Below are 25,512 nucleotides of genomic sequence, written 5' to 3'. Positions count from 1 at the left end.
CTTGCCCGAACCCTTGGAAGGATGGGATTTCTCAACGCTGCCGATTTGCCCATAGAGGGGGAAGGGCGACGTTTCAGCCGCCTGCAGTCGAAGTCGCGTTCACCCGCCGCGTGGGTCGAGGCGCACGCGCCGCGCCCCATTCAAGCAGATGCGCGAAGTCACGCAGACCCCAGGGAGCCTCCGATGACCGACCACCTGACCGCCTGGGACGCCCGCGAAGAGAATGTTGCTAGCAACGGCGTCGCCAAGCGCACGATCCCGGGTGCCGCGGCGAGCCTGGTGCGGGTCGTGGTGCCGGCGGGCGTCTCGGCGGGGCGCCACAGCCACGATCACGAGCAGTTCGTGCAGGTGATCTCCGGCTCCGGATTTCTCGAGACCGAGCAGGGCCGCAAGCCGTTCTCCGCCAACAGCGTATTCCACTTCCCGGCCGGGACGTGGCATGCCGCCGCGTTCGAGACCGAGACGGTGCTGGTGGAGACGAATCTCGTCTCCTGACCGCGGTCGACCTTCCCCCGATCCGGCTTCAGATCGATGTGTGGGCACCGAACTGCGCCTCGAGCCTTGCGATGCTTACCACCGTGTCGTGGGCGTAGCGGATTGCGGCCTCGGCGGTCAGCGGCTTGTCCTCCTGCGGGTCGAAGGCGATCCCTCCCGACAGCCTGAGGCCGGCGGCAATCGCGATCCAGGTCCCCGCGCAGGCCGGGAACGTCGCGAAATAGAAGGCGTACGCGTAGGCCCATGGTCCCCTGAAATCCGTTTCGGGGTAGGTCTCCGCCAAGTCGGAGAACGGAATGACCGAGCACTCGAAGCCAGCCTCACGCCCCTGCCATGTGGCAGGGAGGTGACCGGAGACGGCTGGCGGGATCTGATCGGATTTCAGCGTCAGATCGAATCCTATTGCATCGATGGCGGCCTGCCATTCCAGGATGCTGGAAATGGGCTACCGGCATAAGGCGTAGGCTTCCATGGTCATGCGCGCGCCGCTCCGATCTTAAATATTTTTAGATTTATATTTTATTTCTATACTGTGTCATTGAATCATTGAATGTTTATTGCAAATCATATATTTTGATAATATACCGAACAACTCAAATCAACACTTGCAGAATAGTATCGTCCGCGCGATGGATTCATATTTTATTCTATCGCGATTTGCTTGAGTCAAGCGATTCTGTCGCCCGACTCGAAGGCGGCACGCAAGGCATCAGACCGGGGCCGCTGCACGCGCCTGCGGCAAATAATTCTTTGCGCGCATCCAAAATGCCTGTGCTTGGCGGCACGGGCCGGCCCGTGTAGGAATCCCGCTCGAATGCCCGCCCGTGCACGCCGACGAAAGGCCGGGCCCCGCCCCTATCAGAACAGAGGCAGACCATGAGCGCCGGTACCGCCGCCGACAAGCACTTCTCGAACAGCTTCTTCGCGGCCCCGCTGACCGAGGCCGATCCCGAGATCGCCGATGCGGTGTCGAAGGAACTCGGCCGCCAGCAGCACGAGATCGAGCTGATCGCCTCGGAGAACATCGTTTCCCGCGCCGTGCTGGAGGCGCAGGGCTCTGTGCTGACCAACAAGTACGCGGAAGGCTATCCGGGCCGGCGCTACTACGGTGGCTGCCAGTTCGTCGACATCGCCGAGAACCTCGCCATCGAGCGCGCCAAGCGCCTGTTCGATTGCGGCTTCGCCAACGTGCAGCCGAATTCCGGCTCCCAGGCCAACCAGGGCGTGTTCCTGGCCCTGATGCAGCCCGGCGACACCTTCCTGGGCCTCGACCTCGCGGCCGGCGGCCACCTGACCCACGGCGCCCCGCCCAACGTCTCGGGCAAGTGGTTCAAGCCGGTCTCCTACACGGTGCGCCGGGATGACCAGCGCATCGACATGGAGCAGGTCGCCGCCCTCGCCGAGGAGCACAAGCCGAAGGTGATCATCGCCGGCGGCTCGGGCTACCCGCGCCACTGGGACTTCGCCAAGTTCCGCGAGATCGCCGATTCCGTCGGCGCCTACTTCATGGTCGACGCGGCCCACTTCGCCGGCCTGATCGCGGCCGGCGTGCATCCGTCGCCGTTCCCGCACGCTCACGTGGTCACCACCACGACCCACAAGACCCTGCGCGGCCCCCGCGGCGGCATGATCCTCACCAACGACGAGGCGCTGGCCAAGAAATTCAACTCGGCGATCTTCCCCGGCCTCCAGGGCGGCCCGCTGATGCACGTCATCGCCGGCAAGGCCGTGGCCTTCGGTGAGGCGCTCAAGCCCGAGTTCAAGATCTACGCCCGCCAGGTGGTGGAGAACGCCAAGGCGCTCGCTGACACCCTGATCTCGGGCGGCTACGACATCACCTCGGGCGGCACCGACAACCACCTGATGCTGGTCGACCTGCAGCGGAAGGGCCTCACCGGCAAGGCCGCCGAGGCCGCCCTGTCGCGGGCCGACATCACCTGCAACAAGAACGGCGTGCCGTTCGACACCCAGAAGCCGACCATCACCTCGGGCATCCGCCTGGGCACCCCGGCTGGCACCTCGCGCGGCTTCGGCGTCGCCGAGTTCAAGCAGATCGGCGGCTTCATCGTCGAGGTGCTGGACGGCATGGTGGCCAAGGGCGAGGCCGGCGATCCGGAGGTCGAGGCCTCGGTGAAGAGCCGCGTCCACGCGCTCACCGACCGGTTCCCGATCTACGGCTGAGACCTGCCGGCCTAGCCGATTGCGCTAGAGTCCTGGGAGAGGAATAAACGCCCGCGGGTCTTCGGATCCGCGGGCGTCGTTGTGTCGACGCCAAGGCTCTCTCCGGGACGCAACGCCGTGCCAAAGCATATCGGGATCGTGGGATGCTCCGCCGAAGGGGCGGCGCTCTGTTACCGGACGATCTGCGCAGAAGGCGCGGCGCATCTGGGCCCGCATGGACACCCGGAAGTGTCGATGCATACGCATTCGCTGGCGGCCTATGTCGATTGCCTCGATCGCGGCGATCTAGCGGGGGTTGGCGACCTGATGCTGTCCTCGGCGGCCAAGCTTCGGGCGGCGGGGGCCGATTTCCTGATCTGTCCGGACAACACCATCCATCAGGCGATGGATTGGGTTCGTCCACACTCGCCACTGCCCTGGCTGCACATCGCCGAGGTGGTCGCGGCGGAAGCCTCCGCCCGCGGCTTCCGCCGGGTCGGCCTGACCGGAACCCGCTGGCTGGTTGAGAGCGACGTATACCCGACGGCGCTGCGCCGATACGGCATCACCTGCGTGATCCCGCAACCGCACGAGCGCGCCCGGATCGGCGCGATCATCCTATCCGAGCTGGTCAACGGGATCTTCGATCCGGCGAGCGTCGCCCTGTTCCAGACGGTCATTTCACGCCTGAAAGACGACGAGCGCTGCGACGCCGTCGTGCTCGGCTGCACCGAAATCCCCCTGATCATCAACGACGTCAATGCGTCGCTGCCGACCCTGGATTCGACACGGCTGCTCGCCCGCGCAGCTCTCGCCCAGGCGGTTGCTTCCTGACGGTCGGAGCGCGTGCCCGACGGGCGCACACCGCACGCTCTGTCGCGTGCCCCAATCCTGGCAATCCGCAGGCGGCTGGGGCAGATAGCCGATGCGGGTCTTCGAGACCCTGAAACGAGGCGGCTCAGATCCCATGCGGTGTCCCTATTGCGGCGGCTCCGAGACGCAGGTGAAGGATTCGCGGCCCTCCGAGGACGGCGCCGCGATCCGGCGCCGCCGGGTCTGCCCGGATTGCGCCGGCCGCTTCACCACCTTCGAGCGGGTGCAGCTGCGCGAGGTCGTGGTGCTGAAGCGCTCGGGCAAGCGCGTGCCGTTCGACCGGGACAAGCTCCAGCGCTCGATCGACGTGGCCCTGCGCAAGCGCGCCGTCGACCCGGAGCGAATCGAGCGGCTGGTCAGCGGCATCACCCGGCAGCTGGAGAGCGCCGGCGAGCCGGAGGTGACCTCCGAGGCGATCGGCGAATTGGTGATGGCCGGGCTGAAGGGCCTCGACGACGTCGCCTATGTGCGCTTCGCCTCGGTCTACAAGAATTTTCGGGAAGCCAAGGATTTCGAGGACCTGCTCGGCACCCTGGGCGACGGCCTGCTGGCCGTGGGGGCCGAGGCGGACTCGTCGCCCGACCCTGAGGAACCAGAGCCCGAGGCACCGCCCCGCCGCCGGGCCGTCCGCTCATGAGCGACGATGCCAGCTTCATGCGCCTCGCCCTGGCGCTCGGCCGGCGCGGGCTCGGCACCACCTGGCCGAACCCGTCGGTCGGCGCCGTCGTGGTCGAGCCCGGCACCGGCCGGATCCTCGGAACCGGGGCGACGGCGCCGGGGGGCCGGCCGCACGGCGAGCCCCTGGCCCTCGCCGAGGCCGGCGCGGCCGCAAGGGGCGCGACCCTCTACGTCACCCTGGAGCCGTGCTCGCATCACGGTCGCACGCCGCCCTGCACCGACGCGATCCTGGCCGCCGGGATCGCCCGGGTGGTCAGCGCCGTCGAGGATCCAGATTCGCGGGTGGCCGGGCGCGGCCACGCGCTGCTGCGCCAGGGGGGCGTCACCGTCGAGACCGGCCTGATGCAAGAGGCGGCGGCCCGGGACCATATCGGCCACATCACCCGGGTGACCCGTGGCCGGCCGGCCGTGCATCTCAAGCTCGCCCGCACCCGCGACGGCTTCTGCGCGAGCGCCGGCCCGGAGCGCCTGCGGATCACCGGCCCGGTGGCCGACGGGGCGGTGCATCTCTGGCGGGCGCATGCCGACGCGATCCTGATCGGCATCGGCACCGCCCGGGCCGACGACCCATCCCTGACCGTGCGGCTGCCGGGCCTCGGCGCCCGCTCGCCCCTGCGGATCGTGCTCGATTCGCAGCTGATGCTCTCCCCCGCCAGCGTGCTCGCCCGGACCGCGCGCGACACCGCCACGCTGGTCCTGACCACCCGCTCCGCCCCGGCCCATGCCCGCCGGGCCCTGGAGGCGCTCGGCGTCGAGATCGCCATCCTGCCGGCGGATGTCGCCGGTCGCGTCGACCTGCCGACGGCGCTGGCGCATCTGGGGGAGCGCGGTTTGACGCGCCTGTGCACCGAGGGCGGCCCACGCCTTGCCGATGCCCTCGCGCGGGCCGATCTGATCGAGGCCTGCACGCTGGTCACCGGGCCGGCGGAACTCGGCGCCACGGGCGGCCTGAAGGCACTCGGCCCGGATTTGACCGGCGCGCTGGCAGACCCGAAAAAATTCCGGCTGGCCGAGCGGCTGCAGCTCGGCCCCGACAAGGCCGCCACCTACGAGAGGATGTCGTAAAACATGTTCACCGGTCTCGTCAGCGATGTCGGCACCATCGTCTCGATCGCGGGCGAGGGCGACCTGCGCCGGATCACGATCCGCGCCTCCTACGACCCGGCCACCATCGCGCTGGGCGCCTCGATCGCCTGCTCGGGCCCGTGCCTCACGGCGGTCTCGATGGAGCCGGCCGAGGGCGGCTGCGTCTTCGCGGTGGACGCCGCCGCCGAGACCCTGGCGCGGACCACGGTCGGCCGCTGGGTGGCGGGGGCGCGCATCAACCTGGAGCGGTCCCTGAAGATCGGCGACGAGCTCGGCGGCCATCTCGTCACCGGCCATGTCGACGGCGTCGCCGAGATCCTGGAGCGCGAGAGCGTCACCGCCGGCGCCTGGGGGCCGAGCGACCGCTTCACGCTGCGCGCACCCCAAAACCTGTCGCGGTTCATCGCCGAGAAGGGCTCGGTCTGCCTCGACGGCACCTCGCTCACGGTGAACAGCGTCGCGGGCGACGTCTTCTCGGTGCTGCTGATCCCCCACACCCTCCAGGTCACCACCTGGGGCGAGCGGCGCGCCGGCGACGGGCTGAACCTGGAGGTCGACCTGATCGCCCGCTACGCGGCCCGGCTCACCGAGGCGCAGCCGAGCGCCTAACCGCGGGCACGGTACATGACAGGGGCCGGCTTCATCTGGATCGGCGCTCATCCAGCCCACACCCCTCATCCTGAGGTGTGAGCGAAGCGAGCCTCGAAGGAGCCCTCCAGGGATCGCGAGCAAACTGGAGGGCTCCTTCGAGGGCGCCGCTGCGCGTCGCCACCTCAGGATGAGGGATGAGGGTTGGATGAGCGTCGATCAGGACCGGACCGACGTTTGAGTCCGCTCCGCCGACTGCCCTGCCAAGGCAGCGTCATCCTGCTCTAGCGCGGCGGAATCGCGTAGGTGCCGGTGGCGTGGCAGACGAGATCGTCGCTGCCCGGGACTGTGATCCCGACCTCGCCCACCGCCAGGCGCCGCCCGAGCTTGAGCAGCCGGCATTCCGCCAGCAGGTCGCCGGGGGCGGGCTTGCGCAGGAAGTTGAAGGTCAGGCTCGTGGTCACCGCCAGGGCGACGGGGCCGATCTGGGCCAGGATCGCGGCGTAGAGCACGTAATCCGCCAGCGCCATCATGGCCGGCCCCGACACCGTGCCCCCGGGCCGCAGGAAGCGCTCCTGCCCCTCCATCCGCATCCGCGCCGAGAGCGGCCCGACCGCCTCCAGATGAAACGCCCGCCCGCCGGCCTGCATCTGCGGGAATTCCCGGTCGAGGAAATTTTTTGTTTCTTCGAGGGTGAGGATCGGGGCGCTCATGCCTGGTTGCAGCATGGGTTGGGGTGGTGAGGCAATCCGCGGCTGATCCAATCCACGACCTCATCCTGAGGTGGCGAAGCGCAGCGGAGCCCTCGAAGGAGCCCTCCAGTGGCCGCGCGATCCCTGGAGCCCTCCTTCGAGGCCCGGTGATCTTCGATCGCCGGGCACCTCAGGATGAGGTTGAAGGTGGGAGGATGGCCTCCCGGATCCTCTCTAGAAAAAGATCGGCCGCGCGCTGGCGCTGATCTCCCCCAGCACCGTGCCGGTTGCCGGCTCCACTTCCTTGAGGACCACGTCGTAGCCCCAGAGGTCGGCGAGGTGCTGGAGCACGCGCTTGGCGTCGTCCTTCTGCAAGGTGATCTTGTTGATCGCCTTGTGGTGCAGGATCAGGCGGCGGTCGCCTTCGAGATCCACGTCCACCACCTCGATATCCGGATCGAGCCAGGCGACGTCGTACTGGCGGGCGAAGGAGCGGCGCATCTTGCGGTAGCCGCGCTCGTCGTGGATCGCCTCGACGCGCAGTTCCGGCTCCTCGGGATCGTCGACCACGTGGAACAGGCGCAGGTCACGCATCAGCTTCGGCGACAGGAACTGCTGGATGAAGCTCTCGTCGCGGTAATTCGCCCAGCAATCGCGCAGCACCGCCATGGCGTCACCGGTGCCGGCGATGTCCGGGAACCACTCGCGGTCCTCCTGCGTCGGCTGCTCCACGATGCGGGCGATGTCCTGCATCATCGCGAAGCCGATCGCGTACGGGTTGTGGCCGCCATAGGAGCGGTCGTCGTAGTTCGGCTGCCGGATGACGTTGGTGTGCGATTGCAGGAATTCGAGATAGGCGGCCTCGGTGATCAGCCCCTTCTCGGAGAGCGAATTCATGATCCGGTAGTGGCTGTAGGTCGCACAGCCCTCGTTCATCACCTTGGTCTGGCGCTGCGGGTAGAAATACTGGGCCACCAGCCGGACGATGCGCAGGATCTCGCGCTGCCAGGGGCGCAGCCGCGGCGCGACCTTCTCCAGGAAATAAAGAATGTTCTCCTGCGGCAGTTCGAGCAGGGCCTTGCGTCGCTCGGCCGCCAGGTCCGGACGCACCGCGCCGGTCTTCTGCGGCAAGGTCCGCCACAGGTCGTTGTAGATCTGCTCGCCGTGCTCGATCCGCTCGCGCTCGCGGCGCTGCTCGGAAGCGAGGTCCGGCCGCTTCTTGCGCGGGTAGCGGTGGACGCCCTGGCTCATCAGCGCGTGGGCGGCGTCGAGCACCTGCTCCACCGCCTGGTGGCCGTAGCGCTCCTCGCAGCGGGTGATGAAGCCCTTGGCGAAGTCCAGATAGTCGAGGATGCCCTCGGCATCGGTCCATTGCCGGAACAGATAGTTGTTCTTGAAGAAGTGGTTATGACCGAAGGCAGCGTGCGCGATCACCAGGGTCTGCATCGTCGCCGTGTTCTCCTCCATCACGTAGGAGATGCACGGGTCCGAGTTGATGACGATCTCGTAGGCGAGCCCCATCAGGCCGCGCCGATAGCCGGCCTCGTGCTGGGCGAAGTGCTTGCCGAACGACCAGTGCTTGTAGAACAGCGGCATGCCGATCGACGCGTAGGCGTCGAGCATCTGCTCGGCCGTGATGATCTCGATCTGGTTCGGGTACCAGGACAGCCCCAATTCCGGCCCGGCAATGGCCTCGCAGGCGTCGTGGATGCGCCGGATCGTGTCGAAATCCCAGTCGTTGCCGGTGAACAGGGGTTTTTGGCCGCCGGAGATCGGCGACTTGCTCGACGGGCGGCTCAGGCTGGTCACCATGAAACCCTACTCCTCAACCTGTCTCCCCTCCCCCTTGCGGGGAGGGGCCGGGGGTGGGGGTGGTGCAGAAGAGACCACGACGCTCGATCCTGAACGACCCCCACCCCTACCCCTCCCCGCAAGGGGGAGGGGAAATCGCTAAGCCTCCGCCTCGGCCCGGGCGTCCTTGCGGCCGAACAGCTCGCGGAAGACCGGGTAGATCTCCCGGCGGTGGTTGACCTTGCGCATCGCGATCGGGCCGCCGGCCTTGGCGATGGCCTCGTAGGTCCGCCACAGGGTGGTGCGGTGCTCCACGAACCCGGCCCGGGGGCCGTTCTCGTCGCCGACCTCCAGATAGGCGAAGTGCTGGCACGCCGGCAGGATGTGCGCGCGCAGCAGCTCCGTCGAGGTCGGCCCGTCGGAGGAGACGTTGTCGCCGTCCGAGGCCTGGGCGGCGTAGATGTTCCAGTCGTTGGGGTCGTAGCGCTCGGCGATGACCCGCTTCATCTCCACCAGGGCCGACGACACCAGCGTGCCACCGGTCTCCCGGGAGCCGAAGAAGGTCTCCTCGTCTACCTCGGTGGCCCGGTCGGTGTGGCGGATGAACACGATCTCGACGTGCCGGTAGCGGCGGGTCAGGAAGATGTGCAGCAGGATGTAGAACCGCTTGGCGAGGTCCTTCATGTGCTCGGTCATCGAGCCGGACACGTCCATCAGGCAGAACATCACGGCCTGGGCGATCGGGCGCGGATAGGGCTCGAACCGGCGGAAGCGCAGGTCGATCGGGTCGACATAGGGGATGCGCTTGGCACGCTCGCGGAGCTTCAGGAGCGCCTGCTCCAGGTCAGGGCGGCCGGGATCCGATTCGCGCATCTCGGCGAGCTGCGCCTCCAAAGCCGCGACCTCTTCGGGCTTCGGGCGCTTGAGGGCGATGCGCCGGGACATCGAGTTGCGCAAAGTCCGGGTCAGGGCGAGGTTGGCCGGCGAGCCGGTCACCGTGTAGCCGGCCCGGCGCATCCCTTCCGTGTCGACCACCGCGAGCCGCCGCTTGGCGAGATCCGGAAGCTCCAGATCCTCCAGAAACAGTTCCAGAAACTCCTCGCGGGTGAGCACGAAGCGGAACGCGTCCTCGCTGTTCTCGCCGCCCTCCCCGCCCTCGCCGGAGCCGCGGCCTCCGCCGCCGCCCGGCGGGCGCTCGATCGTGTCGCCTTCCACGTAGGTCTTGTTGCCCGGCAGGATGTGGTCCTGCAGGCCGGTGCCGGGCTGGCGGGAGAACCGGGGCTCGCGCACGCCGTCGGCGGGTACGGTCACCCGGCCGTCCTTGCCGAGATCCTTGATGTCCTTCTCGCGGGCGGATTCGCGCACGGCGCGCTGGGCAACATCCTTCACGCGCCGCAGGAAGCGCTGGCGGTTGGGGAGGCTCTTGCCCCCCGGGTTCAGGCGTCGGTCGACGATGTGCATACGCTGCGAAAACCCTCGTCCCGCGTGCTCCGGCCGGTTCTAGCCTCCCGTTATACCATGCTGCCCTCCGAAAGAGGCTTCCCTCTTTCGCACAGTCTGGTCTAACGCGCCGCTCCCAGATGATGAGTTCGGAAAAGCGGATTTCCCTTTTCCCACATCATGCTTGCGAGCCTCGCCGGCCGGTCGTCCGAAACTATGGCGGCGGAGGGTCGAAACTTGGCCGCCCGGGCTCGACCCCGGGCGGAGTCTTCGTCCCTCAGCCGGCCTGCTTCACCCGCATGTACCATTCCACCAGGCGGCGGACCTGCCGCTCGGTGTAGCCGCGGGCGACCATGCGCTCGACGAACTCGCCGTGCTTCTTCTCGGTGTCGCCGTCCTTCTTCGAGCCGAAGGAGATCACCGGCAGCAGTTCCTCGACCTGGCTGAACATGCGCCGCTCGATCACCTCGCGCAGCTTCTCGTAGCTGGTCCAGCTCGGGTTGCGGCCGCCATGCTGGGCCCGCGACCGCAGGGCGAACTTGACCACCTCGTTGCGGAAATCCTTCGGGTTGGCGATCCCCGCAGGTTTTTCGATTTTCGTGAGCTCCTGATTGAGGAGCTCGCGGTTCAGCAACTGGCCGGTCTCGGCGTCCTTGAAGTCCTGATCCTCGATCCACGCATCGGCGTAGTCGATGTAGCGGTCGAACAGGTTCTGGCCGTAATCGTGATACGATTCGAGATAGGCCTTCTGGATCTCGTGGCCGATGAACTCCGCGTAGCGCGGGGCCAGCTCGGTCTTGATGAATTCCAGGTACTTCTTCTCGGTCTCGGGCGGCAGCTGCTCCCGGCGGAGCGACTGCTCCAGCACGTACATCAGGTGCACCGGGTCGGCCGAGACCTCGGTGGTGTCGTGGTTGAAGGTCGCGGCCAGCACCTTGAAGGCGAAGCGGGTCGAGATCCCGTCCATGCCCTCGTCGACCCCGGCGGCGTCCTTGTATTCCTGCATGGAGCGGGCGCGCGGATCGACCTCGCGGAGCGATTCGCCGTCATAGACCCGCATCTTCGAGAAGGCGTTGGAATTCGCGTGCTCGCGCAGGCGCGACAGAACCGAGAACCGGGCCAGCATCTCGAGCGTGCCGGGGGCGCAGGCCGCGTCCGAGAGTTCGGAGCCCGAGATCAGCTTCTCGTAGATGTGCTGCTCCTCCGTCACCCGGAGGCAGTACGGGACCTTGATCACGTAGATGCGATCGATGAAGGCCTCGTTGTTCTTGTTGGTCTTGAAGGTCTGCCACTCGGACTCGTTCGAGTGGGCCAGGATCACCCCGGTGAACGGGATCGCGCCGATATTCTCGGTGCCGACGTAGTTGCCCTCCTGCGTCGCGGTGAGCAGCGGGTGGAGCATCTTGATCGGCGCCTTGAACATCTCGACGAATTCGAGAACGCCCTGGTTCGCCCGGTTCAGGCCGCCCGAGTAGGAGTAGGCATCGGGATCGGCCTGGGACAGGGTCTCCAGCCGGCGGATGTCGACCTTGCCGACCAGCGAGGAGATGTCCTGGTTGTTCTCGTCGCCCGGCTCGGTCTTGGCGATGCCGATCTGCCGCAGCCGCGACGGCCGGACCTTGATCACCTTGAAGCGCGAGATGTCGCCGTTGAACTCGTCCAGGCGCTTGAGCGCCCAGGGGCTCATCAACCCGGTGAGCCGGCGGCGCGGCACGCCGTAGCGCTTCTGGATCTCCTCGCCCATCGTGTCGGGGTCGAACAGGCCGAGCGGGCTCTCGAACACCGGCGAGACCTCGTCCCCGGCCTTGAGCACGTAGATTGGGTGGACCTCCATCAGCAGCTTGAGCCGCTCGGCCAGCGACGACTTGCCGCCGCCCACCGGGCCCAGCAGGTAGAGGATCTGCTTGCGCTCCTCCAACCCCTGCGCGGCATGGCGGAAGAACGACACGATCCGCTCGATCGTCTCCTCCATGCCGTAGAATTCGCGGAACGCCGGGTAGGTCCGGATCGTCCGGTTCATGAACATCCGGCCGAGGCGGGAATCCTTGGCGGTGTCCACGAATTCCGGCTCGCCGATGGCCGCCAGGATGCGCTCGGCAGCCGTGGCATACATCAGCGGCTCGTCGCGGCAGGCCTCGAGATACTCGGAGAGTGTCATCTCCGTATCGCGGCGGGCCTCGTACCCTCGGGCGAAGCTCTGGAAAAGGTCGTTCGTCGCATGCATCGACATTCGATAACCCTCTCAGACCCTGACAGCTTCATCCTGTCTCGGCTCGGATGCAACCGACAGGCCCGCTTTTGTCGCAGCGCGGCGAACGCGCCGCCGGCCTGTCGATTGCTTGCAACACTCGTCTGGCCAAAACGCGGCCTCAACCAGGTTCAACGTTGATTTCGGTCTCCTTCGTGCGCGCAATTTAGGATGAAAAACTATGCACGCGCCAGGGTTTCCTGCCTCTACTTAGAGATCCGTGCCTTCTTTCTTGGCATCGTCCCCGGATTTTGAACCCGCCGCCCCGACGGTGATCTTGATGTTCTGGGTCTGCACTTGCCCGTCGGCGCCCTTGACCTCGAAGGTCACCTCGTCGGCGCCGGTGAAGCCATTGTTGGGCTGGTAGAACAAAGCCTGCACCGCGGCCTCCTTGTTGGGGCAGCGATAGCTCGCCGGCGTCTTCAGCTTGCCGACCTTGGTGATCACCGAGCCGTTCTTGGGCGCGCCGGAAACCTTGAATTCCGGCATCGGGCCGGGGGTGCAGTCCTTTTTGAGATTCGGGGCGATCTCCAGCCGCACGGTCTTGCCGGGGGCGACCGTCTTGGAGCGCGTCACCGTGGTCTGGGCAAAGGCCGGGACCTGGGCCGGTCCGGCGAGGATCAGGCCCCCTGCGAGCAGCGCGGCGAGCGGACGAAGGGCGGTCATGGGCGGCGTCTCTCCGGTACCGATCCGGGGCCGGATTCCGGGCTCATACCCGGGCGCCCCTTCCATCGGTTGAACCGCATGTGGTGACGCCCGACGCGGCCGTCGAGGGTTTTGGGAGCGATGTCCCGTCCCGGACAGAGGCGGTGCGCCGAATCTTTTCCGGAACCGATCCTATTCCTGCAGCACGGCGGCCACGACGCCCGTGACCCGGGCGATCTGGGCGGCGTCGAACTCGCCGGCGAGCGCTGCGGCGAGCCGGGCCTCGACCCGGGCGCGCTCCCCGGCATCAGCGATCGGCACCGGGGGAATCTGGTCCTCGGGCAGGCGGCAGACGCGGCGGATCGTTTCGGCGGCGGTCAGCAGCTTCTCCCGGTCGGGCGGACCCATCTCCCACAGGGGATTGCGCAGGCGGCTGATCACCCGCTTGGCGTCCCGGTATTCTCGATCGATCGTGGTGGCGGCCTCGATCTGGCTGACCAGGAACATCAGTTCGAGGACTTCCGAGGCCGCGTCCGGGCAGGAACGGACGATCCGCATGAGGCGGGCCATCAGTTCCTGGCTGGGTGACAGCTTGGGTTTGGACGCGGCCATGCGGGCGACAACGCGGGTTCCGGCAGGAAAGTTCGCCAGATCCGCAAGTTGCGTGCGCATCGCGCTTTTCGCGCAGAGCGAGGGCCGCGACGGCCGTCACACGTCCCGGTCGTAGGGCCTGCGCAGGGCGTCGAGCAGGGTGCGGCAGGCGTGCAGATCCTCCAGCACGCCCATGAGCGCCGCCCGGTCGGGCGTGTCGGCCCGGAGCGCGGTCGCGCCCTCGACCTCCTGGATCAGCGGCTCGGCGGCCTTGGCCTCGCCGCGGCCCACGGCCTGGACGAAGCGGATGCCGTTCTCCTTGAGCACCCGCTGCGCCCCCGCGATGGTGTAGCGCTGCACGTAGAGGAGCTGCCGGATGCCGGCGACGAGCTCGACATCCTGGGGCCGGTAATAGCGCCGGCCGCCGGCCCGCTTCACCGGGCGGATCTGGCCGAATCGGGTCTCCCAGAACCGCAGGACGTGCTGGGGCACGTCGAGCTCGTCGGCGACCTCGCTGATCGTACGAAAGGCACCGGCGCTCTTCTCAGCCATCGGTTCGAGCGACAGGTCGGCGGCGAGGGCTGGGGGCATGGCTGTCTGATGTGGCGCGGGAATTTTTGATCTTGCCGGTCTGCGCGGCCGGGCTCAAGCCTTACCGGGCGTGAGGAGGCTTGTTTGTCGTCTTAGCGGGAGATCAGACCGACCCGCGACGCTTCTCCCTCCTCCTCTGCGGGCTACAGCCTAGACAGGTTTCGACCGTAGCCGTGATCATGCCATGGGCGCAGAAGGCGCGGGTCCCCTCTCCCGTGCGGGAGAGGGACAGGGTGAGAGATGTGACCTCTCCGGACAGACCTGATCCCTCACCCCAGCCCTCTCCCGCACGGGAGAGGGGGCACCTCGCAGCCTTCAACAGCGCCTGCGCTTCAAACCTGTCTCGCGCATAGCTTCTGCGGGTGAGGGAAAGTGCGTCCCCCCTGTCGCGGGGGGCCTCTATCAGGCCGCTCAATCATCCTCGTCGTGCTTGTCCAGCCCGTTGATCGCCTGGCCGTTGATCTTGGCCTTGAGCACGTTGGACGGCTTGAACACCATCACCTGGCGGGGCTCGATCGCCACTTCGACGCCGGTCTTGGGGTTGCGGCCGACGCGCTTGCCCTTGCTGCGCACCACGAAGGAGCCGAACGAGGACAGCTTGACCGTCTCGCCCCCCGCCAGGCAGGCGCAGATCTCCGACAGCACGGTCTCGACCAGGGCGGCGGATTCGGTCCGCGACAGGCCCACCTGGTGGTAGACGGCCTCGCTCAAGTCGGCGCGCGTCACCGTCTTGCCTGCCATGCCGTGTCCCCTCGCCCGCTCTTCTCTTCCGGCAGCCCACAGGCGCGGCGAACTCGGCCGCACAGCAAGCTGAAGGTGTATCCCTATGATCCGGCACGCTAATCGGCGCCCGCCGCCCGGTCAACCGCGGGGAGGCCTGGAATCGGTCCAGCCCGTCACCAGCGGATCAGCGCCGCGCCCCAGCTGAAGCCGCCGCCGATCGCCTCGATCATCACCAGATCGCCGGGCTGGATGCGGCCGTCCCGCCGGGCGACATCGAGGGCCAGGGGAATCGAGGCGGCCGAGGTGTTGCCGTGGCGGTCGACCGTCAGCACGATCTTCTCGCGGGCGATGCCGAGCTTGTCGGCCGAGGCCTCGATGATCCGGCGGTTGGCCTGGTGGGGCACGAACCAGTCGAGGTCGTCCGCCGTGAGTCCGGCCTGCGCGAAGGCGTCGGCGATCACGTCGGTCACCTGCCCGACCGCGAAGCGGAACACCTCGCGGCCCTCCATGCGCAGATGCCCGGTGGTTCCCGTAGAGCCCGGGCCGCCATCGACATAGAGTTTCTCGCGGTGCCGCCCGTCCGAGCGCAGGCTGGCGCAGAGGACGCCGCGCTCGCCGGCATCCGCCCGCGCCTCCAGCACCACCGCTCCGGCGCCGTCGCCGAACAGCACGCAGGTGGTGCGGTCCTCCCAGTCGAGGATCCGCGAAAACGTCTCGGCGCCGATCACCAGGGCCCGGCGGGCGGAGCCGGTGGTCAGAAACTTGTCGGCGGTGGAGACCGCGAACACGAAGCCGGCGCAGACCGCCTGCAGGTCGAAGGCCGCGCCCTGATGGATGCCGAGCGCCGCCTGGATCTGGGTGGCGGTGGCCGGGAAGGTGTGATCGGGGGTCGAGGTCGCGCAGATCACGAGGTCGATGTCGGCGCCGGTCAGGCCGGCATCGTCGAGGGCGGCCTGGGCGGCCCGGGTGCCCAGCACCGAGGTGGTCTCGCTCGCATCGGCGATGTGGCGCTGGCGGATGCCGGTGCGCTGGACGATCCACTCGTCCGAGGTCTCGACCCGCTCGCTCAGGGCGGCGTTGGTCACCACCCGCGCGGGCAGGCTCGATCCGGTCCCGACCACCACCGAGCGGAGCGCCTGCGGAGACTCTGTGCGGAGGGCTGACATCGCTTTCCTTCCCGGACGAGGGGGGCTTGGACATCCCCACGGGCCGTCAACGTCTTGAACATGTTGCGCGAATCGCCGTCCCCTTACGGACCGGAGGAGCGCACGCCGCCGTGTGTTGTGTGAACGCCCCAGACCGGATGGCGGGTCCGCCCATGTGTCAGTCGGTTTCCGGTCGGATCGGCCGACCGACGATCCAATCCGTCATTGCGAGCGCAGCGAAGCAACCGAGGGATACGCCCCATTCGGGGATCGCCCGCTGCACTGGGTTGCTTCGCTGCGCTCGCAATGACGGTGAAGGCGCTGTGCGTCTTTTGAACGGACGCTCCCTCACGTGCGCGAGAAGGAGGCCCGTTTCCATCCCGTCCGTCTACGGACCCTCACGCTGGCGCCAGGACTGCCGTCTGGTCGAGCATCTCGCGGATCGTGCGGATCATGTCGTGGCGGGCCATGTCGTGGGCCAGGTCGATCGCCGCGGCGAAGCCCTGCGCGTTCTCCGAGCCATGGCTCTTGATGACGATGCCCTCCAGGCCGAGGAACACGCCGCCATTGGCGCGGCTCGGGTTCATCTTGTCCTTCAGGGCCTTGAACGCCTGGCGGGCGAACAGCGCGCCGATCTTAGCCGACAGGGTCCGGGTCATGGCCGAGCGGAGATAGGAGCCGATCTGCTTGGCGGTGCCCTCGGCGGTCTTGAGCGCGATGTTTCCCGTGAAACCTTCGGTCACCACCACGTCGACGGTGCCGCGTCCGAGATCCGTGCCCTCGACGAAGCCGTGATAGGTCAGGCGCGGGCTGTCCATCTCGCGCAGCAGCCGGGCGGCCTCCTTGACCGCCTCGTTGCCCTTCATCTCCTCGGTGCCGACGTTCAGCAGGCCGACGGTCGGCTTGTCGAGGTCGAACACGATCCGGGCCATAGCCGAGCCCATCACGGCCATCTCGACCAAGTGCTCCGCATCGGTGCCGATGGTGGCGCCGACATCGAGCACGACGCTCTCGCCGCGCACGGTCGGCCACAGGCAGGCGATGGCCGGGCGCTCGATGCCCGACATGGTCTTCAGGCAGATCTTCGACATCGCCATCAGGGCGCCGGTGTTGCCGGCCGACACGCAGGCATCGGCCTGGCCGTCGCGCACCGCCTGGATCGCCTGCCACATCGAGGACTTGCCCCGTCCCTGGCGCACCGCCTGGCTGGGCTTGTCGTCCATGGCGACCGCCACGGTGGTGTGGCGGATCTCGACGCAGTCCTTGAGGCGCGGCTCCTTGGCGACCAGCGGCGCGATCACCGCCTCGTCGCCGAACAGCAGGAAGGTCATGTCGGGATGGCGCTCACGGGCCAGGGCGGCGCCGGGCACGACGGTCGAAGGCCCGTGGTCGCCACCCATGGCGTCGAGCGAGATGCACACGCGTTGGGACATATCGTTGCGGGCCGCGGTCTCAGCTGGACAGGAGGACGGCGGGACGGGCGAGGGCCGGCCGCCAAGCGCGGCGGACCATAGCGATACCGGCCCGCCGGGCAAATGAAATCGGGCCGGCGGGGTCAGGCAATTGTTTCGGGGCGGGCGAATCCCCTGCGGTGCTCGAACCCGGGTAATCCCATTAGCCCCCTCATCCTGAGGTGCCCGCGCAGCGGGCCTCGAAGGAGCCCTCCAGGGATCGCGCGGCCGGCTGGAGGGCTCCTTCGAGGCCTCCGCTGCGCTCCGGCACCTCAGGATGAGGGGGTGGGTTGGATATCCCTAAGCAGAAACCTGCCGCTCAATCCTGCCATCACGCCCAGCGACCCGACCCGTCGCAGCACCAGGCCGGTCCGCCTCACCCCTCCCCGTCACGCAACCGGCGCAGCGCGTCGAAAGGCCCCGCATCCTCGCCCGCCACCACCGGCTCGAAGGCGATGCCGGGCTTGCGCGGATAGGGGTCGAGGCCGAGCGCCAGGAACTCGGCCGTGAGCGCGCCGAAATCGATCCGGCCGCCGATCAGCGGATCGGGGATCTCGACATCCTCGGCATCGGTGCCGGCGAGCTGATCGGTATCGGTGAACACCACCTCCACGGGCTCGCGGACCGGCCCCTCGAACGGCTCGAGGCTCACCGTGCAGACCTGCGTCACCACGGCCTCGACCGTGCCGGTCACGGTCATCCGGTTGGTGGAACCCGAAATCTCGAACCGCCCGACCAGATCGCGGATGGCGGGGATCTTGAAGTCTGCGGCCAGCGCCGTGCACTCGGCCGGGCTCGCCTCGACGGTCACGGCGCCCCGGCCCTGCGGCAGGCGCTCGACGTTGATCCAGCGCGAGAGCGGTCCGCTCTCCGGACCCGTACGGTGTCTCATGTCCTGTCTCCGGTCGGGGCCGGCGCGAACGCGTCCGGCTCCGGAAAGGGCGGCCCGGCAGCGAGCAGCCCGTCGAGATGGGTTTCCGCCAGCGCCGCGTCGGCGGCCAGCACGTAGGCGGCGAGGCCCGCCGCGTCACCCGCGCCGCCCAGCACGTTGCGGGCGAGCACCACGGCCAGGGCCGCGCCGTCGCCGGCGTCGAGGGCGGCATCGTAGCCCGTGGCCCGTCCGTAGAAGGCGGCGCCGAGTTTTTTCATCCGCTTGCCGACGCCCATATCGCCGACGCCGAGTTCGCGCAAAGCCGCGTCGAGCTGGGTGAAGACCGAATTCACCAGATCCTGCGCCACGTCGGCGGCCGGGGCCGGCAACCGGTTCAGCTGGCGCAGCACCAGGATGACGTGCAGGCACAGGGCCTCGAACCGGCCCTCCACGGTGTCGGGCACGGCGAGCCGCGTGTACAGGCCCGGCTGCCGCGCCGCCGCGCTGATGGCCGCGTGCAACGCCTCGACGGCCCGGCGTCGCGCGCTGTCGCGCCGGAACAGCCCGGCGATCATCGGTGCCTCGCGGGCGTGAAGAATGCCAAGAACAAAGCCGACACGCGCCTCTCCCTCCCCCCTCTGCGGGGGAGGGTGGCCCCCGGAGGGGGTCGGGAGAGGGGAGCGACGGTGCAGATCGAAGCTCCGGCTCGCACGCCTGCTCTGCCTCCTCCGGAAACCGGGGTCCCCTCTCCCGACCCCTGCTGACGCAGAGGGCGCCCATTGGGCCACCCTCCCCCGCAAAGGCTACCGGATTCACACATCGAGGCCGTTCTGTTGCAAGCCTCTGAAACACAGCGCGTTTCCCCTCCCCCTTGTGGGGAGGGGTCAGGGGTGGGGGTGGTGCCGGATGGGGCGCAGCGGTGCCTTCTGAACCACCCCCACCTCCAACTCCTCCCCACAAGGGGGAGGAGAGCGCGTCGGGCCTGACCGAAGCCGATGTGTGAACATCGTAGCCCGCAAAGGGGGGAGGGAAAGCGGGTGCGTTGGGCCGGCGCGTGTGGCCAAGCTTGCCTTGTCAAAGCCATATCCCCGCGGTACGGCAACCCACGCCCAAGGCGCAAGCGCCGTCGGAGACATGGACCGGCGGCGGCCTGCGTCGCTCGTCCGTCAACACGCTCTCTGGGGGCCCGATGCGGCGCCGTCTCGTCCAGTCCTTTGCGCGCCTCGGCCTGCTCGGCCTCGCGGGCTCCGGCCTCGCCGGCTGCGTCAGCGAAGAGTTGCGCCACGGCTACCAGGTCGATCAGGCCGCACTCGCCACGATCAAGCCCGGCATGAGCCCCGAGCAGGTGCTGCAGATCCTCGGCACGCCGTCGACGGTCTCCACGGTGGGCAACAAGTCCTGGTACTACATCTCGCAGAACACCAGCCGGACGATCATGTTCCTGGGCGAGCAGGTCGAGGACCAGAAGGTCACGGCGGTCTACTTCACCCCCGGCTTCAAGGTCGAGCGGGTGGCGCTCTACGGCCTGCAGGACGGCAAGGTGTTCGACTTCATCGAGCGCACCACCCCGACCAGCGGCGCCGACCGCGCGTTCCTCAGCCAGCTGTTCCGCGGCCTGACCCGCTACGAGCCGTTCGGCTCCGGCAAGGGCACCAGCGTCGTCCCGGGCGCCAACCGCGGCCTGTGATCGGACGCTGAGGCTTTCCAAGGAAACCCGGTCGATCCCATCCGCCACCTCATCCTGAGGCGGCGACGCGCAGCGTCGCCCTCGAAGGAGCCCTCCAGAAGCCTCGGCGATCCCTGGAGCCCTCCTTCGAGGCCCGCTGACGCGGGCCCCTCAGGATGAGGGGATTGGATGGGATGTCGTCCGGAGCGACTCGGGTGACCGCCCTTCCGAGGCCGCCAGCCGCCGCTCGGGACGATTCGCCAGCCGGGTGATCTCATCCGGCGCGGCGAACAGGTAGTCGGGGCCGAGCGCCGCCAGCGCCCGCGCATCGGTATAGCCCCAGGCCACTGCGCCGAACGGGCAGCCGAGCGCCCGCGCCGCCTCGAGATCCCGGACCTCGTCGCCGATGCACAGGGCCCGCTCCGGGGGGACGCCCTGCCGGGCCAGCAGGGCCCGCAACCGCCGCGCCTTGCCGAACAGCGAAGCGCCGCAGGCATAGGCGTCGATGCGCGCCGCATTCTCCAGCCCGAGCACCCGGCGGACCGTGTCGGCGCGATTCGACGAAAGGATCGCCAGCGGCACCCCCGCTTCGTTGAGCCCAGCCAGCATCGCCGGCACGCCAGGAAACAGCGCGATCCGGTCCGCGTCGCGCGCCGCCAGCGCGTGCATGTGGCGGGCGATGAACGGCAGCTTCCAGCGGGGGATGCCGAGATGGGCCACGATCGCCCGCGCGCCCTGCAGCCGCAGCCCCTCGACCTCGTGGGGCTCGACCCGGCGGAAGCGATAGCGGTCGGCGACGCCGTTCAGGACCGAGCAGAACCAGTCGAAGCTGTCGGCGAGCGTGCCGTCGAAATCGAGCACGACGAGCGCGGGCCCGGCCCCGCCGGGGCTGCGCGCCATCTCAGTGCCGGAGGTTGGCCAGCGGCACGCTGAGCCGCATCAGCAGGCCGCCCGGCGCCCACTCGTGCTCCAGCACGCCGTCGAGCTGGCCGGCGACGCTGCGCTCGGCGAGCACCGTCCCGAATCCCTTGCGCGAGGGCTTCGCTGTCACCGGGGGGCCGCCGGCCTCCGCCCAGGTGAGGGTGTAGCGCTCGCCGTCGCGCAGCCCGCTCAGGGTGACGCCGCCTTCCTTGGTCGACAGCCCGCCATACTTCATCGCGTTGGTGGCCTGCTCGTGCATGATCAGCGCGAGCGCCGTGGCGGTGCGCTCGCCGATCGCGGCATCGTCGCCGGAGATCGCGACGCGAGCCCGGCCGCCCTCCTCGTAGGCGGCCATGATCAGGCGCATCAGTCCGAGGACCGTCTGGCCCTCGACCTCGGGGGCGCTGTCGGGGGAATGCGGGCGGACATATTCGTGCGCCCGGGCGAGGGCGCCGAGCCGTTCCCGGAACGCCGCTGCGAACGGCTTGGCCGCCGGGTCGCTGCGGGCCGTGAGCGCCGCCAGCCCGCCGACCACGGCAAAGATGTTCTTGATCCGGTGGGACAGCTCGCGGATCAGCAGGTCGCGGGCCTCCTCGGCGCGCTTGGCCTCGCGCAGGTCCCGGGTGACGGTGGCGTAGCCGATCTCGGCGCCGGTCGGGTCGCGCACCGGGAAGATGTTGTACAGCACCGCCACCGGCTCGCCGGTGCCGAAATGCCGGACGGCGAGCTCGCCCTCCCAATAGCCGGAACGCTGCACGGCCGGCATCACGGTCTCTGCGAGCACCCGGCGGCTATCCGCGCAGAAAAAATCCTCCATCCGGTGCCGGCGGGCGGCGGCGAGGTCGGGCAGCCCGACCAGCGCCAGGGCGGCCTCGTTGAGATGGGTGACGGCCCCGTCCAGGGTGCAGAGGCCGATGAAGTCCTTGGAGGTCTCGACGATGGCGGCGAGCTTGCGCGCCTCGTCCTCGGCCCGCTTCAGGTCGTCGATATCGGTGCAGGTGCCGAACCAGCGCTCGATCCGCCCCTCCGCGTCGCGGATCGGCATGGCCCGGCCCAGCGTCCACCGGTAGCTTCCGTCGCGGTGGCGCAGGCGGTACTCGATCTCGTAGGGCTCGCCGGTGGCGAGCGAATGGCGCCAGCGCGTCCAGGCCCGCTCCTGGTCGGCCGGGTGGAACACGCCGTTCCAGCCCTCGCCGTCGGTGGAGCCATAGGGCATGCCGGTGAATTCGTACCAGCGGTCGTTGTAATAGTCGTGGAACCCGTCCGGCAGGGTGGTCCAGACCATCTGGGGCATCGCCGCGGTCATCACCCGGAAGCGACGCTCGCTGGCGGCGAGCTCGGCCTCCCGGGCGGCCACCTGGGCATGGGTCCGGCGTGTTTCGAGCAGGGTCGAGATCTGGCGCGCCAGGGCGGTCAGCGTGGCTTTCTGATCGGCATCGAGGCCTTCCGGCCGCGTCACCCGGTCGAGGACGCAGAGCGCTCCGAGCGGGATACCCTGCGAGCCGCGGATCACCGCCCCGGCGTAGAACCGGAAACCCGGCCCGCCGGTCACCAGCGGGTTGTCGATGGTCCGCGGGTCGTCGGCGAGATCGGGGATGATCAGGCTTTCGCCGGCCTCGATCGTGTGGGCGCAGACCGAGCAGTTGATCGGCAATTCGCGCTGGCCGAGGCCGAATTCCGACTTGAACCATTGCCGCTCGGCATCGACCAGGCTGACCAGGGCCACCGGCGCCCGGCAGACATGGGCGGCGATGCGGACGAGATCGTCGTAGAGCGGCTCGGGCGCGCTATCGAGGATCGCGAGGTCGTGCAGTTCCGCGAGCCGGTCCGCTCTGCTCCAGCGCCGGTCGGTCGGTTCGAGATCCGCGCGTGAGTGGGGGGGCGGCACATCCATGGTCTTGCGCTCAAATAGGCGCAGATCGGCTGGATGCCTAGGCACGACCGCGGATTAAGGTTTTCGCGTCCTTGGTGACGGTGCAGGACGAGTGGCCGCACAGTCCGCATGCGATTTCCAGAGTGCCGGGGCCCGTCGCGCAGGCCCCGGCACCGCGTTGAAGCCGGCGATCAGGCCGCCCGGGCCTCGTCCAGCGTCGGATAGTCGGTGTAGCCCTTCGGCCCCTGGCTGTACCAGGTCGCGGCCTCGTCCTTGGCCAGGGTTGCGCCCTTGGCGATCCGCTCGACCAGGTCCGGGTTGGCGATGAAGGTCCGGCCGAACGCGATCGCGTCGGCCTGCCCGGCATCCAGCACCTTCTGGCCGCTCACACCGTCGTAATCGGCGTTGAGGATCAGCGGGTTGCGGAACACCTTGCGCATCGCCGGGGCGATCGGCGGGTGGTCGGCCTTGCCGAAGGTGCCGTCCGGGCCGGGCTCGCGCATCTCCAGGAAGGCGATGCCGCTGTCGGCGAGCGCCTGGGCAGCCGCCACGAACAGGGCCTCCGGATCCGAATCGTTGCAGCCCTGGATTTCACCGTTCGGCGACAGGCGCACCCCGGTGCGCTCCGGCCCGGCGACGCCGGCGACCGCGTCGGTCACCTCGCGCAGCAACCGCACGCGGTTGGCGATCGAGCCGCCATACGAGTCGGTGCGGTGGTTGGTGCCGTCACGCAGGAACTCGTCGATCAGGTAGCCGTTCGCGGCGTGGATCTGCACTCCGTCGAACCCGGCCGCGATGGCGTTGGCGGTGGCGCGCTCGTAATCGGCGAGCAGCCGCGGGATCTCGGCGACCTCCAGCGCGCGCGGCTCGGCGTAGGGCTTCTTGCCGGAATAGGTGTGCGCCTGGTCCGGGGCCGTGATGGGCGAGGCCGAGACCGGCTTCTCGCCGCCCAGGAAGTCGGGATGGACCAGCCGGCCCATATGCCAGATCTGGCAGACGATCTTGCCGCCGCGATCGTGCACGGCCTTCACGATCGGCCGCCAGGCATCGACCTGGGCGTCGGACCAGATGCCCGGCGCGTACGGCCAGCCCAGTCCCTCCTGGGAGATGCCTGTGGCCTCGGTGAGGATCAGCCCGGCGCCGGCGCGCTGGGCGTAGTACTCGGCCATGATCGGCGTCGGCACGTGCTCGCGGGTGGCGCGGCCGCGGGTGAGCGGAGCCATGAAGATCCGGTTCTTCGCCTCGATGGCACCGATGCGGATCGGGTCTAGCAGGGACGGCATGGAAACCTCGTGCTGGTGCGGCGGCGCCGCCTCCGTGTGTCAGACGCCGAGGTGGCGTTGCGGCGCGGTGATGCCAGGGTGCAGCGCAACATGGGGGATCGGTCCGTGCGCGAGCGCACGTCCCAGGGGCGTGGGATCATCCTGGGGTTTTTGGAATCAGCGAGCGTTCCTGGTTGGTCAGCGGGGGCGCAACGCCGAAAGTCGGAGGCGCGACAGGCCATGTCGCCGCCGGGCAGGGAATGGGTCGCAGCCGCGCCCGCGATTGCCTGCGCTAGCTCAGCGGCATGGATCGCATCTTCCCCATGACCCGGGATGCCGGGCTCGACCGTCTCTCCGCCTTCCTCGCGGAGGCCGGTGCCGATTACGCCGCCTCGCGCAATACCGACCGCGGCGTGCAGGCGCGGCCGACCACCTCGGCGCTATCGCCCTATCTGCGCCGGCGCCTGATCACCGAAGCCGAGGTGGTGGCCGCGGCCGACAGCGCCTTCGGCGACGGCGGCGCCGAGAAATTCGTCTCCGAGGTGTTCTGGCGGACCTACTTCAAGGGCCATCTGGAGACCCATCCGGTCGCCTGGACGGACTTTCTGGCCCTGGCCGCGGCGGACCGCGCGCGGCTCGCCGCCGAGCCCGGGCTGCACCGGACCTACGCGCGCGCGGTCGAGGGCCGGACCGGCATCGACGGTTTCGACGATTGGGTGCGCGAGCTGGTCGAGACCGGCTGGCTGCACAACCATGCCCGGATGTGGTTCGCCTCGATCTGGATCTTCACCCTGCGCCTGCCCTGGGCGCTCGGCGCCGACTTCTTCCTGCGCCACCTCGTCGATGGCGACCCGGCGAGCAACACCCTGTCCTGGCGCTGGGTGGCGGGCCTGCACACGCGGGGCAAGCATTACGTCGCCCGCGCCGAAAACATCCGGCGCTACACGGAGGGCCGGTTCGATCCCGCCGGGCTCAACGAGTATCCGGATTCCCTCGACGAATCGAACCCGCCGCGCGAGGTCGCGCTGCCGCGGGCCGACGCGGCGCCGGCCGGCGCGGTCGCCCTGCTGCTGCATCTCGACGACCTGCACCCGGAGAGCCTGCCGTTGGGCGACGCCCGAGTGGTCCGGGTCGCGGGCCTCATCGCCCACGCCCCCGGCGCGTCAGACAGGGTCCGGGCGGCCGATTCAGCGGCGATGGCCGATGCCCTGGCGCGCGCGGCGGCGCATTTCGGCTGTCCGGCGGGACCGGTCGCCCCGGATTGGTCCGACGCCCATCCGGTCGTCACGGCCTGGGCCCCGGTCGGCCCGTCGGCGGATGCCCTCCCGGACGCGTGCCTGCGCGTCCGGCGGCCCTGGGACGAAGTCGCCTGGCCGCTGGCCACCCGCGGCTATGCCCGGGTGAAGAAGGCCATCCCGCAGCTGCGGCCGCATTGATCGTCGAGGGGGGGCGTCGTGGCCAGGAAGGATAGGGGCGCCGGGCGGACCGATACGACAGACCTGCTTTGCGCCCATCCTGGGGTCTGAACCCATCAGCTTGCGCTTAGGGTGGCTGCTTACGACCCAACCCGGCCGCTCAAGTTTCCATGGGCGCTTCCCTTAAGCAGCCATTCGGCGGCCGTCCGGCAACTTCACCTCAGAGGTGGACAGAGGACGTGGTGGGTAGGGATAGTTCGCGTAGGACCGTCCGGTGGGAGCAATCATGCTGCAACTGCAACCTGTG

The 25,512-nt window shown here is 68.8% G+C and carries 24 protein-coding genes; 8 read left to right on the top strand and 16 right to left on the bottom strand.

What is annotated here, in order from left to right:
• The first annotated feature begins 183 nt into the window (after positions 1 to 183).
• Positions 184 to 495: a cupin domain-containing protein gene (locus MKK67_RS23205; RefSeq protein WP_243969913.1), complete on the top strand. Its 312-nt coding sequence runs from the start codon at positions 184 to 186 to the stop codon at positions 493 to 495.
• A gap of 28 nt (positions 496 to 523) precedes the next feature.
• Here MKK67_RS23205 and MKK67_RS23200 read toward each other — a convergent pair whose 3' ends face one another.
• Positions 524 to 778: a hypothetical protein gene (locus tag MKK67_RS23200; protein ID WP_243969911.1), complete on the bottom strand. Its 255-nt coding sequence runs from the start codon at positions 776 to 778 to the stop codon at positions 524 to 526.
• A gap of 593 nt (positions 779 to 1,371) precedes the next feature.
• Here MKK67_RS23200 and glyA point away from each other — a divergent pair.
• The 5 genes from glyA (at position 1,372) to MKK67_RS23175 (ending at position 5,901) form a co-directional block, all read left to right on the top strand.
• Complete coding sequence (gene glyA, locus MKK67_RS23195; RefSeq protein WP_243969908.1) at positions 1,372 to 2,676, top strand: serine hydroxymethyltransferase; 1,305 nt, start codon at positions 1,372 to 1,374, stop codon at positions 2,674 to 2,676.
• Positions 2,677 to 2,757: 81 nt separating this feature from the next.
• The gene (locus MKK67_RS23190) at positions 2,758 to 3,489 is read left to right on the top strand and encodes an amino acid racemase (protein ID WP_313899040.1); all 732 of its coding nucleotides are present in this window, start codon (positions 2,758 to 2,760) and stop codon (positions 3,487 to 3,489) included.
• A 133-nt stretch (positions 3,490 to 3,622) separates the two neighbouring features.
• The gene (gene nrdR / locus MKK67_RS23185) at positions 3,623 to 4,165 is read left to right on the top strand and encodes a transcriptional regulator NrdR (protein ID WP_243969904.1); all 543 of its coding nucleotides are present in this window, start codon (positions 3,623 to 3,625) and stop codon (positions 4,163 to 4,165) included.
• Positions 4,162 to 5,271: a bifunctional diaminohydroxyphosphoribosylaminopyrimidine deaminase/5-amino-6-(5-phosphoribosylamino)uracil reductase RibD gene (gene ribD / locus MKK67_RS23180; RefSeq protein ID WP_243969901.1), complete on the top strand. Its 1,110-nt coding sequence runs from the start codon at positions 4,162 to 4,164 to the stop codon at positions 5,269 to 5,271. Before nrdR ends, ribD begins: the two co-directional genes overlap by 4 nt.
• A 3-nt stretch (positions 5,272 to 5,274) precedes the next feature.
• Positions 5,275 to 5,901 carry a riboflavin synthase gene (locus MKK67_RS23175; RefSeq protein WP_243969899.1) on the top strand — a complete coding sequence of 209 codons (627 nt, stop codon included), beginning with the start codon at positions 5,275 to 5,277 and terminating at the stop codon, positions 5,899 to 5,901.
• Positions 5,902 to 6,164: 263 nt separating this feature from the next.
• On the opposite strand, the gene MKK67_RS23170 is transcribed toward MKK67_RS23175, so the two are convergent.
• From MKK67_RS23170 to MKK67_RS23115, 12 genes are all read right to left on the bottom strand, one after another.
• Positions 6,165 to 6,593, bottom strand: coding sequence for a PaaI family thioesterase (locus tag MKK67_RS23170; protein WP_243969897.1), 429 nt, complete (start codon positions 6,591 to 6,593; stop codon positions 6,165 to 6,167).
• Positions 6,594 to 6,806: 213 nt separating this feature from the next.
• Entirely contained in the window at positions 6,807 to 8,384 is a 1,578-nt protein-coding gene (locus tag MKK67_RS23165) for a SpoVR family protein (RefSeq protein WP_243969895.1), read from the bottom strand.
• Between the two features lie 138 nt (positions 8,385 to 8,522).
• Positions 8,523 to 9,824 (bottom strand): YeaH/YhbH family protein, encoded by a 1,302-nt coding sequence (locus MKK67_RS23160; protein WP_243969893.1) that lies wholly within the window; start codon positions 9,822 to 9,824, stop codon positions 8,523 to 8,525.
• Between the two features lie 256 nt (positions 9,825 to 10,080).
• Positions 10,081 to 12,033, bottom strand: coding sequence for a PrkA family serine protein kinase (locus tag MKK67_RS23155; protein WP_243969891.1), 1,953 nt, complete (start codon positions 12,031 to 12,033; stop codon positions 10,081 to 10,083).
• A 228-nt stretch (positions 12,034 to 12,261) separates the two neighbouring features.
• Positions 12,262 to 12,717, bottom strand: a complete 456-nt coding sequence (locus tag MKK67_RS23150; protein ID WP_243969888.1) for an Ig-like domain-containing protein — start codon at positions 12,715 to 12,717, stop codon at positions 12,262 to 12,264.
• Positions 12,718 to 12,888: 171 nt separating this feature from the next.
• Positions 12,889 to 13,308: a hypothetical protein gene (locus MKK67_RS23145; protein WP_243970007.1), complete on the bottom strand. Its 420-nt coding sequence runs from the start codon at positions 13,306 to 13,308 to the stop codon at positions 12,889 to 12,891.
• 96 nt (positions 13,309 to 13,404) lie between these two features.
• Positions 13,405 to 13,878: a MerR family transcriptional regulator gene (locus MKK67_RS23140; protein ID WP_243969886.1), complete on the bottom strand. Its 474-nt coding sequence runs from the start codon at positions 13,876 to 13,878 to the stop codon at positions 13,405 to 13,407.
• Positions 13,879 to 14,289: 411 nt separating this feature from the next.
• Entirely contained in the window at positions 14,290 to 14,661 is a 372-nt protein-coding gene (locus MKK67_RS23135; protein ID WP_279594519.1) for an integration host factor subunit alpha, read from the bottom strand.
• Positions 14,662 to 14,774: 113 nt separating this feature from the next.
• Entirely contained in the window at positions 14,775 to 15,767 is a 993-nt protein-coding gene (locus MKK67_RS23130; protein WP_243969884.1) for a beta-ketoacyl-ACP synthase III, read from the bottom strand.
• Between the two features lie 377 nt (positions 15,768 to 16,144).
• The gene (gene plsX, locus MKK67_RS23125) at positions 16,145 to 17,179 is read right to left on the bottom strand and encodes a phosphate acyltransferase PlsX (RefSeq protein WP_243969882.1); all 1,035 of its coding nucleotides are present in this window, start codon (positions 17,177 to 17,179) and stop codon (positions 16,145 to 16,147) included.
• A 394-nt stretch (positions 17,180 to 17,573) separates the two neighbouring features.
• Positions 17,574 to 18,089 (bottom strand): YceD family protein, encoded by a 516-nt coding sequence (locus tag MKK67_RS23120; RefSeq protein WP_243969880.1) that lies wholly within the window; start codon positions 18,087 to 18,089, stop codon positions 17,574 to 17,576.
• Positions 18,086 to 18,643: a ubiquinol-cytochrome C chaperone family protein gene (locus tag MKK67_RS23115; protein WP_243969878.1), complete on the bottom strand. Its 558-nt coding sequence runs from the start codon at positions 18,641 to 18,643 to the stop codon at positions 18,086 to 18,088. The genes MKK67_RS23120 and MKK67_RS23115 overlap by 4 nt, the downstream gene beginning before the upstream one ends.
• Before the next feature lie 614 nt (positions 18,644 to 19,257).
• Here MKK67_RS23115 and MKK67_RS23110 point away from each other — a divergent pair.
• Positions 19,258 to 19,755, top strand: a complete 498-nt coding sequence (locus tag MKK67_RS23110) for an outer membrane protein assembly factor BamE (protein ID WP_243969876.1) — start codon at positions 19,258 to 19,260, stop codon at positions 19,753 to 19,755.
• A gap of 150 nt (positions 19,756 to 19,905) precedes the next feature.
• Here MKK67_RS23110 and MKK67_RS23105 read toward each other — a convergent pair whose 3' ends face one another.
• The 3 genes from MKK67_RS23105 to MKK67_RS23095 all read right to left on the bottom strand — a co-directional run bounded on the left by MKK67_RS23105 (position 19,906) and on the right by MKK67_RS23095 (position 23,811).
• Positions 19,906 to 20,634, bottom strand: a complete 729-nt coding sequence (locus tag MKK67_RS23105; protein WP_243969873.1) for an HAD hydrolase-like protein — start codon at positions 20,632 to 20,634, stop codon at positions 19,906 to 19,908.
• 1 nt (position 20,635) lies between these two features.
• Positions 20,636 to 22,549 carry a PAS domain S-box protein gene (locus tag MKK67_RS23100; protein ID WP_243969871.1) on the bottom strand — a complete coding sequence of 638 codons (1,914 nt, stop codon included), beginning with the start codon at positions 22,547 to 22,549 and terminating at the stop codon, positions 20,636 to 20,638.
• Between the two features lie 170 nt (positions 22,550 to 22,719).
• Positions 22,720 to 23,811 carry an alkene reductase gene (locus MKK67_RS23095; protein WP_243969869.1) on the bottom strand — a complete coding sequence of 364 codons (1,092 nt, stop codon included), beginning with the start codon at positions 23,809 to 23,811 and terminating at the stop codon, positions 22,720 to 22,722.
• A 284-nt stretch (positions 23,812 to 24,095) separates the two neighbouring features.
• Between MKK67_RS23095 and MKK67_RS23090 the strand changes: the two genes are divergently transcribed.
• Positions 24,096 to 25,226: an FAD-binding domain-containing protein gene (locus tag MKK67_RS23090; protein WP_243969866.1), complete on the top strand. Its 1,131-nt coding sequence runs from the start codon at positions 24,096 to 24,098 to the stop codon at positions 25,224 to 25,226.
• Positions 25,227 to 25,512 lie beyond the last annotated feature (286 nt).

The organism is Methylobacterium sp. J-072, assembly GCF_022829425.1.
Classification (GTDB): domain Bacteria; phylum Pseudomonadota; class Alphaproteobacteria; order Rhizobiales; family Beijerinckiaceae; genus Methylobacterium.
Note: the sequence above shows the minus strand (reverse complement) of the source record. Positions and strands in the feature narration are given on the sequence as shown.